This window comes from Terrabacter koreensis (assembly GCF_054783315.1).
On record NZ_BAAGQU010000005.1, the window covers coordinates 763373 to 779115 of the forward strand.

The following is a 15743-nucleotide window of genomic DNA, read 5'->3' on the forward strand; positions in this document are numbered from 1 at the left end:
CAACTTTGTGCATGGCTTCACAAACGTCTAGCCTGAACAGGTCCCCACGTGCTCCGCGTTCGGCTCGGTCCCGACCCGAACGCCTCGCTGAGAGGAGCCGGTGAGCAAGAGTGTCCGCCGACCCTGCACTGCGTCGAGAGATCCCCGACGCGACCGTCGCGCGGCTTCCCGAGTACCTTCGGACGCTCTCGCGCCTCGCTGAGGACGGCGTCCTGTCCGTCTCGTCCGAAGAGCTCGCAGCCGAGGTCGGAGTGCGCTCCGCGCAGCTGCGCAAGGACCTCAGCCACCTCGGCTCCTACGGGGTGCGCGGTGTCGGCTACGACGTCGAGACCTTGGCCCTCGAGATCTCGCGGGCGCTCGGACTCACCGAGGACTGGCCCGTCGCGATCGTCGGCATGGGCAACCTCGGGCACGCGCTCGCCTCCTACTCCGGCTTCGTCACCAAGGGATTCCGCATCGTCGGCCTCTACGACGACGACCCGGCGCTCGTGGACGAGCGCGTCGTCGGGGTGCGCATCCGGCCGCTGCGCGAGATCGTCGACCACCACCAGGTCGACCCCATCGCCATCGGTGTCATCGCGACGCCGGCGCCTGCCGCGCAGGCCGTCTGCGACGCGCTCGTCGGCGCCGGCATCAGCTCGATCCTCAACTTCGCCCCCGCCGTGCTCTCGGTGCCCGAGGGCGTCGACGTGCGCCGCGTCGACCTGTCCACCGAGCTGCAGATCCTCGCCTTCCACGCCCAGCGCAAGTCGCTGGCGGCGGGCGACCTCCGGTCGGCGGTGGTCGCCCCGTGAGCCTGCTCGTCATCGGACTGTCCCACCACACCGCGCCGCTGTCGGTGCTCGAGGCGCTCTCCGAGCGTCCCGACCGCGCCGCTGCCATCGCGTCGTCCGTGCTCGGTTCGGCCACCGCCACCGAGGCCGTCGTGCTCTCCACGTGCAACCGGCTCGAGGTCTACGCCTCGGTGCCCGCCTTCCACCCCGCCGTCGCCGCCATCGGAGAGGCCCTCGCCCTCGCCGCCGGCATCGAGGAGCCCGAGGGCGTGCGCGACCCCGTCGAGCTGCCTCCGGGCGACCCGGCCGACGCCCTCGCCGCGCGCGCCGAGGCACTCGCCGACCACCTCTACGTCCGTTACGACGACGCCGCCGTCGCCCACGCGTTCACCGTCGCCTGCGGCCTCGACTCGATGGCCGTGGGTGAGGCGCAGGTGCTCGGCCAGATGCGCGACGCGCTCGCCGGCGCCCAGGAGCGCGGCCAGGTGGGAGAGACCCTCAACGCGCTCTTCCAGCGCGCGCTCCGGGTGGGCAAGCGCGCCCACACCGACACCGACATCGACCGGCACAGCGTCTCGCTCGTGCAGATCGCGCTCGAGGAGGCCGCCGAGGTGCTCGGCCCGCTCGAGGGCGTGTCCGCCGCGGTCATCGGCGCCGGCGGCATGAGCGGGCTCGCGGCGGCAACGACGTCCCGGGCGGGCGTGCGGTCGCTCACCATCGTCAACCGCACCCCCGAGCGCGCGGAGCGTCTCGCCGAGGCCACGTCGGGTACGCCACGCGCGTGGAGCGACCTCAGCGACGTCGTCGCCGAGAGCGACCTCGTCATCACCTGCACCGGCGCGGTGGGCCACGTGATCACGGCTGACCTGCTGGCCGACGGTGCTGCCCGGCGCGACGCACGGCCCCAGGTCGTCGTCGACCTGGCCCTGCCGCGCGACGTCGAGCCGGCCGACACCTGGCAACGGCCCGTGCCCGGCGTGACCCTCATCGACCTGCAGGCTCTGGGGCTGCTCCTCGAGGGCCGCGCCGACACCACGCAGGTGGTGCGCGTGCGCGACCTCGTCACCGGCGAGGTCGCCGACTACCTCACCCGCCGCATGGAGAAGTCCGTGGCGCCCACGGTGGCCGCGCTCCGGGCCCGGGCGGCCGACCTCGTCGCCACCGAGATGGACCGCCTCGACCAGCGCCTGCCCGGTCTCGACGAGACCACCCGGGCGGAGGTCGGTCTCGCAGTGCACCGCATCGTCGAGAAGCTGCTCCACACGCCGACCAAGCGCGTCAAGGAGTTCGCGATGGAGGGCAGCGGCGACGACTACGCCGCCGCGCTGCGCGAGCTCTTCGACCTCGAGCCCAAGGACGTCGCCAACGTGTCGACCCCGCCGAAGCGAGGGCAGTCATGACCGCACTGCGTCTCGGCACCCGCCGCTCCGCCCTCGCCACCACCCAGTCCGGCTGGGTGGCCGACCGGCTGCGCGACGCGGGCCACGACGTCGAGATCGTCGAGATCACGACCGAGGGCGACGTCTCGGGGGAGCTGCTCACGGCCATCGGCGGCACCGGCGTCTTCGCGGCCGCGATCCGCCACGCGCTGCTCGACGGACGCATCGACGTCGCCGTGCACTCGCTCAAGGACCTCCCCACGACGCCCGAGCCGGGGCTCGTCGTCGCCGCAGTGCCGGTGCGCGAGGACAGCCGCGACGTGCTCGTGGCGCGTGACGGGCTCACGCTGGGCGAGCTTCCTCCCGGCTCCGTGGTCGGCACCGGGTCCCCCCGGCGCACCGCGCAGCTGGCGGCTCTCGGTCTGGGCCTCGACATCCGCCCCATTCGCGGAAACGTCGACACGAGAATCGGTTTCGTCATGTCGGGCAAGCTCGACGCCGTCGTCCTCGCCCGCGCGGGCCTCTCCAGGCTCGACCGCCTCACCGAGGCGACCGAGGTCATCGACCCGATCCAGGTGCTTCCCGCGCCCGGTCAGGGCGCCCTGGCCGTCGAGTGCCGGTCCGACCGGGCCGACGTCGTCGCAGCGGTCTCCGTGCTCGACGACGCCGACACCCGCGCCTGCGTCCTCGCCGAGCGGTCGCTCCTCGCCACCCTCGAGGCCGGCTGCACCGCGCCGGTGGGTGCGCTCGCCGAGGTCGTCGAGGGCGAGGACGGCCTGGAGCTGTCGCTCCGCGCCTTCGCCGGCAGCGAGAACGGATCCGTCGAGCTGCGCCGCTCGCTCGTCGGCCCGTACGAGGAGCCCGAGGCCCTCGGCGCCCGACTCGCCCACGTCCTTCTGGAGGACGGCGCCGCCGACCTCCAGGTCTCACCGTCAGCTGGACCCGCACCAGACCACGCCCCACACCAACCGGAGCAAGTTTCGTGACTCCTTCCCGCCAGCCGTCAGAGCAGACGGTCTCGACTCCCACCCACGCGACGACCCCTGCTCGCGTCGCCTTCGTCGGGTCCGGACCCGGTGACCCCGGTCTGATGACGCTGCGCGGCCGCGACCTGCTCGCCGCTGCCGACGTCGTCGTCACCGACCGGATCGCCCGCGACGACGTCGTGCTCGAGCACGCCCGGCCCGACGTCGAGATCGTCGACGCCGGACACGGCGAGCAGGGTCAGGAGCTGACCCACGCCGTGCGCGCCAAGCTCGTCGTCAAGGCCGCGAAGTCGGTGGGCCCCAACGGGCTCGTCGTGCGCCTCATGGACGGCGACCCCGCGACCTTCAACGGCCTCGTCGAGGAGGTGCGTGCGTGCCGCAAGGCCGGCATCACCTTCGACGTCGTGCCCGGCGTCTCCGCGCTCACGGCCGGCCCGACGTATGCCGGTGTGCCGCTGACCTCGAAGTCGACCGGCGCCGTCCACGTCGTCGGCGTCGACCGCTCGAGCGTCGACTGGTCGGCCTACACCGCCGACGACGACACGCTCGTGCTGCTCGGCGGCACCGACGGGATCCGGACCGCCCTCGCGGCGCTCCTCGCCGCCGGCCGACCGGCGGAGGCTCTCGTCGCGCTCTCGGCCAACGGCACCACCGTGCGCCAGTCGTCCGTCGCGACGACGCTGGGCGAAGCCGACTCCGTGTTCGCCGGCAAGGAGCCCCTCGAGGTCTCGCTCGCCGTCGTGTCGCCGAACGTCGGCCTGCGCGACGAGTTCGCGTGGTTCGAGAACAAGCCGCTGTTCGGGTGGAAGGTGCTCGTGCCGCGCACCCAGGCCCAGGCCGGCCCGATGGTCGAGCGCCTCGCGGCCTACGGGGCCACCGCCGACGTCGTCCCGACCATCTCGGTCGAGCCGCCGCGCACCCCGCAGCAGATGGAGAAGGCCGTCAAGGGCCTCGTCACCGGTCGCTACGAGTGGATCGGCTTCACCTCGGTCAACGCCGTGCGAGCGGTGCGTGAGCGCTTCGAGGAGTTCGGTCTCGACGCGCGCGCCTTCGCCGGTCTGAAGGTGGCTGCCGTCGGTGGCGTCACCGCCGACGCGCTGCGCGAGTGGGGCATCAACCCCGATCTCGTGCCGAGCGGGGAGCACTCTGCCGCAGGCCTGCTCGAGGTATGGCCCGAGTTCGACGAGGTGCTCGACCCGATCAACCGCGTGCTGCTGCCGCGCGCCGACATCGCCACCGAGACGCTCGTCGCGGGTCTGCGCGAGATGGGCTGGGAGGTCGACGACGTCACCGCCTACCGCACCGTGCGCGCGGCCCCGCCTGCGGCCTCGATCCGAGACGCGATCAAGGGCGGCGACTACGACGCGGTGGTCTTCACGTCGAGCTCGACGGTGCGCAACCTCGTCGGCATCGCCGGAAAGCCCCACGCCGCAACGGTGGTCGCCTGCATCGGTCCGGCCACGGCAAAGACGGCGCAGGAGCACGGTCTCCGGGTCGACGTGCTTGCACCCGAGGCGTCGGCGGTCAGACTCGTCGACGCGCTGGCCGGGCACGGAGTCGGGCTCGCCGTCGCGGCCGCCGAGGCGGGGCAGCCGGTCCAGCGCCCCAGCGACAAGCGTCCGGCCTCGCGCCGTCGCGCCCGCTGACGGGCCCGCCGTGATCGAGCGTCCTCGTCGGCTCCGCCAGAACGCGGTCCTGCGGTCCCTCGTCGCCGAGACCCGGCTGCACCCGCGCGACCTCGTGCTCCCCGTCTTCGTGGGGGAGGGCCTGACCGAGCCCCGGCCGATCGAGAGCATGCCCGGCGTCCAGCAGCACACGCTCGAGAGCGTCGTCGACGTCGCGCGCCAGTGCGTGGCGAAGGGCCTCGGCGGCATCATGCTCTTCGGCGTGCCGCTGGAGAAGGACGCCACCGGCGCGGGCGCCATCGACCCCGACGGCATCCTCAACGTCGCGCTCCGCGCGGTGCGTGACGCGGTCGGCGACGACCTCGTCGTCATGGCCGACACGTGCCTCGACGAGTTCACCGACCACGGCCACTGCGGGGTGCTCGACGAGCAGGGCCGGGTCGACAACGACGCCACCAACGAGCTCTACGCCCGGATGGCCGTCGCCCAGGCTCGCGCCGGCGCCCACGTCGTCGCGCCGAGCGGGATGATGGACGGCCAGGTCGCCGTCATCCGCGAGGCGCTCGACGCGGAGGGCCTCATGGACACGGTGATCCTCGCCTACTCGGCGAAGTACGCGTCTGCGTTCTTCGGGCCGTTCCGCGAGGCCGTCCAGTCGAGCCTGCAGGGCGACCGCCGCACCTACCAGCAGGACCCCGCCAACATCGTCGAGTCGCTGCGCGAGATCGACCTCGACATCGCCGAGGGCGCCGATCTGGTGATGGTCAAGCCGGCGATGTCCTACCTCGACGTCGTCGCGGCGGCCGCCGAGCGGTCGTCGGTGCCGGTCGCCGCCTACCAGGTGTCGGGCGAGTTCTCGATGATCCAGGCCGCTGCCGCCAACGGCTGGATCGACCTGCGCGCCACCGCCGTCGAGTCGCTGACGTCGATCCGCCGGGCCGGCGCACAGGTCATCCTCACGTACTTCGCCCTCGACGTGCCGGACTGGATCGCCTGAGACCACTACCATCTGGTACGTCGCAGGAGGTTGACATGGCAATTACGGGGGATGACGGGGTGCAGTGGCTCAGTGACGCCGAGCAGGCGTCGTGGCGGGCCATCCTGCGCGGCACCCGTCTGCTCGAGCGCGCGCTCGACGACGCGCTGGGCGACGCCGGGCTCCAGCTGAGCGAGTACGAGATCATCTCGATGCTCTCCGAGAGCCAGAACCACCGGCTGCGGATGTCCGAGCTCGCCGCGATGGTGGTGCAGTCGCGCAGCCGGCTGACCCACACGGCGAAGCGCCTCGAGGACCGGGGCTGGGTGACGCGCGAGCAGTGCGCCGACGACCGCCGCGGTGTCGAGCTCGTGCTGACGACGGGAGGACTCACGGCTGTCCGCGAGATCGCGCGCGTGCACGTGCAGAGCGTGCGCGACAACCTCGTCGACATCATGACGCCGGCGCAGTTCAGCGCCATCGGCGACGCGATGGCGATCGTGCGCGACCACCTCGACCCCGAGGGAGTCAGCGGCCGCTGAGCTGACGGCCCGACGGGCCCAGGGCGTACGCGTACGCCGGGGGTTGAGAGGATGGGACCCATGAGCTCGCAGCCCGCCCCCGTCCAGACCAGCCCCGACGCCCCGGCGTCCGCCGCGCTCCTCGCGCGGGCGAGCGAGGTGATCCCGGGCGGCGTCAACTCCCCGGTCCGTGCCTTCCGCGCCGTCGGCGGCACGCCGCGCTTCATGGCGAGCGGGTCGGGTCCGTGGCTCACCGACGCCGACGGCAAGCGCTACGTCGACCTCATCTGCTCCTGGGGTCCGATGATCCTCGGGCACGCACACCCTGACGTCCTCGCTGCAGTGAACAGCGCTGCGGCACGCGGCTTTTCGTTCGGCACGCCGTCCGAGAACGAGGTCCGCCTCGCCGAGGAGATCGTCGCGAGGGTCGAGCCCGTCGACCAGGTGCGCCTCGTCAACTCGGGCACCGAGGCGACGATGTCGGCGATCCGCCTCGCGCGCGGCTTCACCGGTCGCGACGTCATCGTGAAGTTCGCGGGCTGCTACCACGGGCACGTCGACGCGCTGCTCGCCTCGGCCGGCTCGGGTGTCGCGACCTTCGCCCTTCCCGACTCGGCCGGGGTGCCGCGCTCGAGCGCCGGCGAGACGATCGTGCTGCCCTACAACGACCTCGGCGCGGTCGAGGCCGCCTTCGCGGAGCGTGGCCACGAGATCGCGGCCGTCATCACCGAGGCGGCCCCCGGAAACATGGGGGTCGTGCCACCCGCACCCGGCTTCACCGAGGGCCTGCTGCGCATCACCAAGGCGCACGGCGCACTGCTCGTCTCCGACGAGGTGATGACCGGGTTCCGTTGCAGCGCCTCGGGTTTCTACGGGCTCGAGGGGCCGTATGCCGCCGGGGCCCCCGACCTGTTCACGTTCGGCAAGGTGATGGGTGGCGGGTTCCCGACTGCAGCTTTCGGCGGGCGGGCAGATGTCATGGCCCTGCTCGCTCCGCAGGGGCCTGTCTACCAGGCCGGCACGCTGTCCGGTAACCCCGTCGCGTCCGCGGCCGGTCTCGCCACCCTGCAGGGCTGCACCCCCGCCGTCTACGAGCGGCTCGACACCGTGGCGCACGCCATCGCGGACGCCGTCGCGAGCGAGCTCACGGCGGCCTCGGTGCCCCACACCATCCAGTGGGCGGGCTCGATGTTCTCCGTCTTCTTCCGCGACGGCGCCGTCATGGGCTACGACGAGGCCAAGGACCAGGACACCGCGGCCTTCCGCCGCTTCTTCCACTCGATGCTGAGCCAGGGCGTGCACCTGCCGCCGAGCGCCTTCGAGTCGTGGTTCGTGTCCGCGTCGCACGACGACGAGGCGGTCGACCACGTCATCGGCGCGCTGCCCGCGGCAGCCCGTGCCGCGGCCACGGCCGACTGAGCCACGACGTGGCCGCGCGGCCCCGCGGTGCCGGCCCGACGGCATACGCCCTCGGGAGCGGCAGGGCATTGTCGGGGCGGGCCCGGGAGAGGAGTCTGGACGGTGACGGCGGCGCCGTCCGGGCGCTGCCTCGACCGAGGGAGGTGGGCCGTGCACGCACGTTCCACGACGGTCATGGGCCGTCCCGGCATGATCGAGACCGGAATCGCGCACGTGCAGGACGTGGTGATGCCGCGGGTCAGGGAGATGGACGGGTGCATCGGCCTGTCCATGGTGGCCGACCGCACGAGCGGCCGCTGCATCGTGACGACCGCCTGGCGTGACGAGGACGCGATGCGGGCCACGGCCAGCATGGTCGAGCCGCTGCGCACCCAGGCTGCGGAGATGCTCGGAGGTGAGGCGAGCGTCGACGAGTGGGAGATCGCCTACCTGCACCGCGACCACCGGGCCGCCGACGGTTGCTGCGCCCGCATCACGTGGACCGAGGCCGACCCCGGCTCGATCGACCGCGTCATGGATGCGTTCCGGATGGGGATCATGCCCCGCGTCGAGCAGCTGGAGGGCTTCTGCAGCGCCAGCATGTTCGTCGACCGTGCCTCCGGGCGGGCCTGCGTGACAGCGACATACGACTCGACGGAGGCGATGATGGCGAACCGGAACGCAGCCATGGGGATGCGCGCCGACCTCGCGGCCGAGACGGGGCTGCGCATCATGGAGGTAGGCGAGTTCTCGCTCGCCATCGCGCACCTCGACGTGCCTGAGATGGTCTGACTGGCAGGCTGATTCGTCGATGGCGCCGCCCGATCAGGTGGCGCCATCGGCATGGCTGCCGGTGCGCCGCGGGCTAGTGGACGGCCGCGAGGAGCACTCCCACACCCACGAAGAGTCCGCCGAAGACCCGGTTGAGGGTGCGCTGCCCCGACTCGCGCTCGGTCAGCCGGCCCAGGCCACGCGCGGCCGCGGCGAAGAAGAACCACATGACGACCACGTCGACGGCGACCACCGTCGCGGCAAGCACGGCGTACTGCATCAGCAACGGCTGCTCGGGGCGGATGAACTGCGGCGTGAAGGCGAGGAAGAAGACGACGGCCTTCGGGTTGGTGAGGTTGACGAGCAGCCCGCGGCGGAACATCGACCAGGCGGGCTCGTGCTGCAGCTCGCCGACCCTGGCAGCAGCAGCGCGTGAGCGGAACTGCCGCACGCCGAGGAAGACGAGGTACGCGGCGCCGGCGTAACGGATGACGTTGAAGAGCACGGACGAGCCCGCGACCAGCACCCCGACACCCGCGGCGACGATCGCGATGTGGGCGAGCAGTGCCACCTGCTGCCCGAGGATGCCCCAGATCGAGCGGGTCCAGCCCGACCCGAGGGAGTTGGCCATGGTGTTGACGGCTCCGGCGCCCGGGGTGAACGAGATCAGCGCGCTGGCGGCGACGAGGGTGAACCAGAGTGACCACGACACGATCGCGAGTGTAGGTCGGCCACGGGTCGGAACGGATTCGGCGTCCGTGCGCTGCGTTCGCCGGCGGAGCGCTGTCGGTGGTAGCACATATGTTCGACTCATGGCACCGGAACCGTCGACGCTCGAGCTCCTGAGGAGCCGGCTGGCTGACCTCGAGGAGCGTCAGCGCGCGGCGGGTGGCGCGGCCGAGGCCGGGTTCTGGCAACTGTTCTCGGGGCGTATGCCGTCTGCGTCGTCTGGGTCGCGCGCACCTTCCGCGCGGGGTCGGGTCAGGACGCGGCGTGAGGCGCCGGCCGCGCGGCCGGCGGCGCAGCCTCGAGGGGCCTGGGCCGGGCTGACGGCAGAGGAGCTGGACTCGATCGACCTGCGCGACGTGCGCTGGACCGACCCGCCCGATTTCGAGCAGATGGTCAACGACCCGGCGTGGACCGAGTCGATCGAGGAGCGCATCGAGGCCAAAGTTGTCCTCAGCGGCGAGGGCCAGACTGCGAGCTGGCACGCGACGGAGGCGGTGACGCTGGAGGCGAGCCTCGGGGTCGGGCTGGGCGGGCACCCGGAAGCCGCGCTGGTGGCGGCGACGGAGCGGGTCGCGGTGCAGCGGCGGGGGCTGGAGGTCACGTTGGTGACGTTGGTGTCCGAGCTGGTCGCGCGGGGGGTGGACGCGCCGGGTGGGTTGTCGCGGGTCGACTGGCTCCGCAGTCTCGATGCGTCCCTGACGGCCGGGCAGGCGAAGGCGTTCGTGACGGTCGGGACGGCACTGGCCGACCGGCGGTGGGCCAGGTTGCGGATGCTCGTGGCGACGCAGCAGGTCACGGTGGGCAACGCGGCGCAGGTCATCGAGTTCCAGGAGCGGGTCGCGCCGGTCGCCGACCCCGACGACCTGGCCACCGCGATCGGTGACCTGACGGCGCAGGCGGGGGTGCTGCGGCCGGAGGAGCTGGCCCGCCTGGCCCGGCACCACACCGAGCAGGTCCGGCCGCCGCGGGACGAGGACTCGCTGGACCACGGGCGACGCCAGGCCCGCGGCCTGTGGTTCACCCCGCCGACGAAGACCGGGATGGTGGGGCTGCGCGGGATGCTCGACCCCGAGGGCGCCGCGATCCTCCAGGCCGCGATCGACCCGCTCGCCGCGCCGCGTCCGGTCAAGGACGAGCACGGCCACACGACCGCGCCCGACGAGCGCACCCCGGCCCGGCGCCGGATGGACGCCCTGCTCACCATCACGCAACGGGGTGTCGCGGCCGCCCGCGGCGTCCCGGTCACCGAGAAGGCCAAGGTCGTCGTCCTCATCGACTACGACACCCTCACCGCCGACCTCGAGAACACCCTGGGCGCCGGCAAGGGGGCCGGCAAGGGGGCCGGGATGACGTTGACCGGGGACGTGCTCTCACCGTCGGTGGTGCGGCGGATGGCGTGCGACGCGGGAATCATCCCCGTGGTCCTGGGCCGGGACGGGGCACCGTTGGACGTCGGCTACCGCGAACGGCTCTTCACCTACAGCCAGCGCCTCGCGTTGATCGCCCGCGACCGGGGCTGCAGCTTCACCGGCTGCACCGTGCCCGCGACCTGGTGCGAGGCCCACCACGTCGTCCCGTGGCACCGCGGGGGCAGGACCGACCTGACCAACGGGGCCCTGCTCTGCCCCCACCACCACACCCACGTCCACCAGCACGGCCTCACCGCGACCGTCACCGCGACCGGGGTCACCTGGCACACCAGATGACCCCGCCCCGCACCCCGCCCCGACCCCGGCGGGGTCAGCGGCATGTGTGCACGCGCCGTGGGACGGGTCACAGGGGGCGCACAGGAGCGGGTGCGGATTCGGTCCTGAGCACGACGTTTGAGAGACTGTCGCCCATGGGTCAGAGCACGGACGGGGCGGCGGCGCGCGCCGACGACCTCACGGTCGTGCACCTCATGCGACACGGTGAGGTCCACAACCCGGAGGGCGTCCTCTACGGGCGCCTCGACGGCTTCCACCTCTCCTCCCTCGGCACCGACATGGCCCGCCTCGTCGCGGCCCATCTGGCGACCAACGACATCACGTGCGTCGTCGCGTCCCCCCTCGAACGGGCGCAGGAGACCGCCGCCCCCATCGCGGCCGACCACGACGTCGAGATCCGCACCGACCCGCGGGTCATCGAGTCCGAGAACCGGTTCGAGGGCCGTGGGGTCAGCGCCGGCGAGCTCCTCCACCCGCGCAACTGGCACCTGTTCCGTGACGTGACCAAGCCGTCGTGGGGTGAGCCCTACGAGCAGATCGCGGTCCGCATGCTCGCGGCCATCGCCGACGCGCGCGATGCCGCACGTGGGCACGAGGCCGTCATCGTCAGCCACCAGCTGCCCGTCTGGACCGTGCGCAACAAGCTCGAGGGTCGCCGCCTGTGGCACGACCCCCGCAAGCGCGAGTGCACTCTCGCCTCGCTCACGTCGCTGACCTACCAGGGCGACGAGCTGGCCTCGATCACGTACTCGGAGCCGGCGGCCTCGCTGCTCGTCGGCGCGAGCAAGAGCGTGGGCGCCTGATGGAGCACGTCGACCGACGCACCGCACTGCGGTGGGGCGCCGTCGCCATGGCCGGTGGTCTCGTGACCTTTGCCGCGGCGTGCTCGTCCGACCCGAACTCCGTGGCCGACCAGGCCCGTTCGGGTGACCGCAAGGGCTACGTCGCGGGTGACGGCTCCATCGAGCAGGTGCCCGTGGCCGAGCGCGGCGAGCCCGTGCGCTTGAGCGGCACCACGCTCGAGGGCAAGCCGTGGGACATCGCCGAGCGTGCCGGCACGGTGCTCGTCGTCAACGTGTGGGGCTCGTGGTGCCCACCGTGCATCGAGGAGACCCCGGCCCTGCAGAAGGCGTGGGAGACCGTCCAGGCCAAGGGCAAGAAGGTCGAGTTCATCGGCCTCGACAAGCTCGAGTCCCCGGAGACCGGGCTCGCCTTCCAGACTGCCAACAAGGTCACCTATCCCTCGCTCGCCTACGACGGCGGGGTGCCGTTGCTCGCCCTCCAGGGCAAGGCGTCGGCGACCCCGACCACGCTCGTCCTCGACGGTGAGGCCCGCATCGCCGCCCGCGTCTCGGGGCCGGTCTCGACGACGACTCTCCTGGGGCTCGTCGACGACGTGCTCACCGGGAAGGCCTGACCCCCGTGGGCTCCGAGATCGCTACCGGTTCGCTGCTCGTCGCGGCGGCCGTCGCCCTCGTGGCCGGCTTCGTCTCGTTCGCCTCGCCGTGCGTGCTACCGCTGGTGCCAGGCTTCCTCGGCTACGTCACCGGCCTGTCGGACGTGTCGCTCGAGAAGCGCTCCCGAGGCCGGCTCGTGCTGGGGGCGCTGCTCTTCGTGCTCGGCTTCACCGTCGTCTTCCTCATCGCGGCGGCAGCGGTCTCGGCCGTGGGCCTCGCCTTCCGCGAGCACCAGAGCGTGCTGCTCCGGATCGGTGGCGCGGTCGTGCTCGTCATGGGTGTGCTCTTCCTCGGCGTGGGCCGGTCGTATGCCGTCCCGGTGAGCTGGCGACCGCGTGCTGGTCTCGCCGGCGCGCCCCTGCTCGGCGCGGCGTTCGCCGTCGGCTGGTCGCCCTGCATGGGCCCGACGCTCGGGGCGATCCAGGCGATGGCGGCGCCGATCTCGGCCGAGTCCGGGTCGATCGGCCGGGGGCTTGCGCTCGCCGCGGTCTACTCGATCGGGCTGGGGCTGCCGTTCGTCCTCATGGCCGCGCTGTGGGAGCGGGCGGGGCGCGCGAGCGACTGGCTGCGTCGTCACCGCCGCGTGCTGCAGACCGTCGGCGGCCTGCTGCTCGTCGTCGTGGGCCTGCTCATGCTGACCGGGGTGTGGGAGACGGTCGTGGTCTGGCTCCAGGTGCGCCTCGTCAACGGTTTCCAGGTGGCGATCTGAGATGACCACCGACACACCCGTGAAGCCGCGCAAGGGCAAGGGCCGCGCCAAGGACCAGCGCCCCGAGCCGGCGCTGCCCGATCTGGGACCGCTCGAGCTGCTGCGGTGGGGCTGGCGCCAGCTGACGAGCATGCGCACCGCGCTCTTCCTGCTGCTCCTGCTGTCCATCGCGGCCGTGCCGGGGTCGATCTTCCCGCAGCGCAACATCGACGCCGGCCGGGTCGCCGACTACATCGCCCAGAACCCCACGACGAGCCCGTGGCTCGACCGCCTCGGCTTCTTCGACGTCTACGCGTCGGTGTGGTTCTCCGCCATCTACCTGCTGCTCTTCATCTCGCTGGTCGGCTGCATCGTGCCGCGCACCAAGGTGCACGTGGCAGCGCTTCGGGCGCGGCCCCCGAAGGCGCCGGCGAGACTGCACCGCCTCGACGAGCACGCCGAGCTGACGACCTCGCTGTCGCCCGACGAGGCCCTCGAGGTCGCGCGTGCCGCCCTGAAGCGCAAGCGGTTCCGACTCCACTCCCACGACGGCGTGAGCCTGTCCGGCGAGTCCGGCTACCTGCGTGAGACGGGCAACCTGCTCTTCCACCTCGCGCTGACCGGCATCATCATCGGCATGGCCGTCGGCCACGTGTTCGGCTGGCGCGGCGACATCATCCTCGCCGAGGGCGACAAGTTCGCGTCGTCGGCGGGCACGTACAACACGATCTCGCCCGGTCCCTGGGTCGACACCGAGAGCCTGCCGCCGTTCGTGCTCTCGCTCGACAAGCTCCACGTGGAGTTCAACGAGACGCCCGGTCGCGGTTTCGGGCAGCCGCGCCTCTTCGATGCCCAGACGCGGCTCCAGCGCGACCCCGGCTCGCCGGCCAGCGAGGAGACCGTCTCGGTCAACCACCCGATCGCCGTGGACGGCGCCGACATCTTCCTGCTCGGCAACGGCTACACGCCGGTCGTCACGGTGCGCGACGCCAAGGGCACCGTCCTCTACCGCGAGGCGACGCCCTTCCTGCCGCAGGACGGCAACTACCGCTCCCTCGGCGTCATCAAGGTGCCGTCCGCGACGCCGAAGCAGCTCGGCTTCACCGGCTTCTTCCTGCCGACCGCCGAGCCCACCTTCGCCAACGGCCCGGCGTCGATCTTCCCCGACGCCAAGAACCCCGAGCTCGCCCTGTCGGTGTGGGAGGGCAACCTCTTCCCGGGCGGCGCGCCGCAGTCGGTCTACACGCTCAACACCGACGAGATGAAGCAGGTGACCAAGGCCGACGGGTCGCCCGCCCTGGTCCGTCTCAAGCCGGGCCAGACCTACCAGCTCCCGGACGACCGGGGGTCCATCACCTTCGACAACGTCAAGCGCTTCGCCGGCCTCTCGGTGCGCACCGACCCCGGGGCCCCGATCAGCCTGGTCAGCGCGATCCTCGCCACGCTGGGCCTGATCCTCGGCCTCACGATCAAGCGCCGACGCGTCTTCGTGCGCGTCCGCCCTGCCGCCGACCCGACGGCCACCGACGGTGGCGCTGGGGGTCGTGCGGGCTCACCGGCTACCGTGGTGACCATCGGTGGCCTCTCCAAGGACTCCGACCCCGGGCTGGCCGCGATCGTGACGGCGATCGTCACCGCGTTCCACACGACGATCGACACCGCCACCGCGACCGCCGAGCCCGACCGCCCCGCAGAACGGACCGAAAGCTAGTGCCGAACTCGCTCGCCGCCAACGCCAACATCGCGCTCTACGCGTCGATGATCGTCTACACGCTCGCCATGCTCGCGTTCACGTGGCACCTCGCCGCGCGCGCGCCGAAGGTGGCCGAGTCCAAGGTCCTCGCCGAGTCGACCGTCGCCGAGCGCGAGCTCGTCGGCGCGGGAGCGGCGGCAGGGGCTCCGGCACCCGCCGAGCGTCGCCCCGCGACCCCGTACGCCGCCGGGCCGGCCTTCGAGGAGAGCCTCCGCAGCCGGCAGCGGGGGAGCATCGCGCTGATGCTGACCTACCTCGCGACGGCGCTGCTCGTCGCGTCCGTGGTCATGCGCGGCGTCGCGGTGTCGCGTCCGCCGTGGGGCAACATGTTCGAGTTCGCGACCGCTGCGGCTGCCGCTGTCGGCGTCGCCTACAGCGTGCTGGCCCGGCGCAACCGCTGGGAGTGGCTGGGCGTCTTCATCGTCACCCCGATCCTCCTCGTGCTCGGCCTGTCCCTCACCGTGCTCTACACGGAGGCCGGCGAGCTCATGCCGGCCCTCAAGTCGTACTGGCTCGGCATCCACGTCTCCGTCGCGTTCCTCGCGGTCGCGTTCTTCACCCTTGCCTTCGCCATCGGCGTCCTCTACCTCGTGCGCCTGCGCCGCGAGGACAAGCCGCCTGCGAAGCCCGGCGTCCTCGAGTCCCTGCCGTCGGCAGCGGCGCTCGAGCGGACGGCGTACAGCCTCAACATGGTCGGCTTCATCCTCTGGACGTTCACCCTCATCGCAGGCGCCATCTGGGCGAAGCAGGCGTGGGGCGCCTACTGGCAGTGGGACCCCAAGGAGGTGTGGACCTTCGTCATCTGGACGGTCTACGCCGCCTACATGCACGGTCGCGCCACGGCCGGTGTCGACCCGCGCAGGTCGATGTACATCGCGCTCGCCGGCTACGTGTCCGTCATCATCAACTTCACCCTGGTCAACCTCGTGTCGACGTTCGTCGGCATGCACAACTACTCCGGCATGAGCTGAGGGTCTGAAA

At 72.1% G+C, this 15743-nt stretch carries 15 protein-coding genes; 14 read left to right on the forward strand and 1 reads right to left on the reverse strand.

The window, feature by feature from the left end; genetic code table 11:
- Positions 1-110: 110 nt before the first annotated feature.
- The 8 genes from ACYVNR_RS15830 (at position 111) to ACYVNR_RS15865 (ending at position 8450) form a co-directional block, all read left to right on the forward strand.
- On the forward strand, positions 111-794 hold the full coding sequence (locus ACYVNR_RS15830) for a redox-sensing transcriptional repressor Rex (RefSeq protein ID WP_045187060.1): 684 nt from the start codon (positions 111-113) through the stop codon (positions 792-794).
- Complete coding sequence (gene hemA / locus ACYVNR_RS15835; protein ID WP_461049234.1) at positions 791-2173, forward strand: glutamyl-tRNA reductase; 1383 nt, start codon at positions 791-793, stop codon at positions 2171-2173. The genes ACYVNR_RS15830 and hemA overlap by 4 nt, the downstream gene beginning before the upstream one ends.
- The gene (hemC, locus tag ACYVNR_RS15840; RefSeq protein WP_461049236.1) at positions 2170-3138 is read left to right on the forward strand and encodes a hydroxymethylbilane synthase; all 969 of its coding nucleotides are present in this window, start codon (positions 2170-2172) and stop codon (positions 3136-3138) included. Before hemA ends, hemC begins: the two co-directional genes overlap by 4 nt.
- Positions 3135-4784: a bifunctional uroporphyrinogen-III C-methyltransferase/uroporphyrinogen-III synthase gene (locus ACYVNR_RS15845; RefSeq protein ID WP_461049238.1), complete on the forward strand. Its 1650-nt coding sequence runs from the start codon at positions 3135-3137 to the stop codon at positions 4782-4784. Before hemC ends, ACYVNR_RS15845 begins: the two co-directional genes overlap by 4 nt.
- A 10-nt stretch (positions 4785-4794) precedes the next feature.
- Positions 4795-5760 (forward strand): porphobilinogen synthase, encoded by a 966-nt coding sequence (gene hemB, locus ACYVNR_RS15850; RefSeq protein ID WP_461049240.1) that lies wholly within the window; start codon positions 4795-4797, stop codon positions 5758-5760.
- Positions 5761-5795: 35 nt separating this feature from the next.
- On the forward strand, positions 5796-6281 hold the full coding sequence (locus ACYVNR_RS15855; RefSeq protein WP_045187045.1) for a MarR family winged helix-turn-helix transcriptional regulator: 486 nt from the start codon (positions 5796-5798) through the stop codon (positions 6279-6281).
- A 60-nt stretch (positions 6282-6341) separates the two neighbouring features.
- A complete protein-coding gene (hemL, locus tag ACYVNR_RS15860) occupies positions 6342-7679 on the forward strand; it encodes a glutamate-1-semialdehyde 2,1-aminomutase (protein WP_458801628.1) in 1338 nt (445 codons plus the stop codon).
- 150 nt (positions 7680-7829) lie between these two features.
- The gene (locus tag ACYVNR_RS15865; RefSeq protein WP_082080644.1) at positions 7830-8450 is read left to right on the forward strand and encodes an antibiotic biosynthesis monooxygenase; all 621 of its coding nucleotides are present in this window, start codon (positions 7830-7832) and stop codon (positions 8448-8450) included.
- A 73-nt stretch (positions 8451-8523) separates the two neighbouring features.
- On the opposite strand, the gene ACYVNR_RS15870 is transcribed toward ACYVNR_RS15865, so the two are convergent.
- The gene (locus ACYVNR_RS15870; protein WP_458801626.1) at positions 8524-9141 is read right to left on the reverse strand and encodes a LysE family transporter; all 618 of its coding nucleotides are present in this window, start codon (positions 9139-9141) and stop codon (positions 8524-8526) included.
- Between the two features lie 100 nt (positions 9142-9241).
- Here ACYVNR_RS15870 and ACYVNR_RS15875 point away from each other — a divergent pair, with 100 nt between their 5' ends.
- The 6 genes from ACYVNR_RS15875 to ccsB all read left to right on the forward strand — a co-directional run bounded on the left by ACYVNR_RS15875 (position 9242) and on the right by ccsB (position 15733).
- Positions 9242-10864: an HNH endonuclease signature motif containing protein gene (locus ACYVNR_RS15875; protein WP_461049243.1), complete on the forward strand. Its 1623-nt coding sequence runs from the start codon at positions 9242-9244 to the stop codon at positions 10862-10864.
- 134 nt (positions 10865-10998) lie between these two features.
- Complete coding sequence (locus tag ACYVNR_RS15880; protein ID WP_045187029.1) at positions 10999-11667, forward strand: histidine phosphatase family protein; 669 nt, start codon at positions 10999-11001, stop codon at positions 11665-11667.
- Positions 11667-12281 carry a TlpA family protein disulfide reductase gene (locus ACYVNR_RS15885; protein ID WP_461049246.1) on the forward strand — a complete coding sequence of 205 codons (615 nt, stop codon included), beginning with the start codon at positions 11667-11669 and terminating at the stop codon, positions 12279-12281. Before ACYVNR_RS15880 ends, ACYVNR_RS15885 begins: the two co-directional genes overlap by 1 nt.
- A 5-nt stretch (positions 12282-12286) precedes the next feature.
- The gene (locus ACYVNR_RS15890) at positions 12287-13030 is read left to right on the forward strand and encodes a cytochrome c biogenesis CcdA family protein (protein WP_461049248.1); all 744 of its coding nucleotides are present in this window, start codon (positions 12287-12289) and stop codon (positions 13028-13030) included.
- 1 nt (position 13031) lies between these two features.
- Positions 13032-14720 (forward strand): cytochrome c biogenesis protein ResB, encoded by a 1689-nt coding sequence (gene resB, locus ACYVNR_RS15895; protein ID WP_461049250.1) that lies wholly within the window; start codon positions 13032-13034, stop codon positions 14718-14720.
- Entirely contained in the window at positions 14720-15733 is a 1014-nt protein-coding gene (gene ccsB, locus ACYVNR_RS15900) for a c-type cytochrome biogenesis protein CcsB (RefSeq protein ID WP_461049252.1), read from the forward strand. Before resB ends, ccsB begins: the two co-directional genes overlap by 1 nt.
- The last annotated feature ends 10 nt before the right edge of the window (positions 15734-15743 follow it).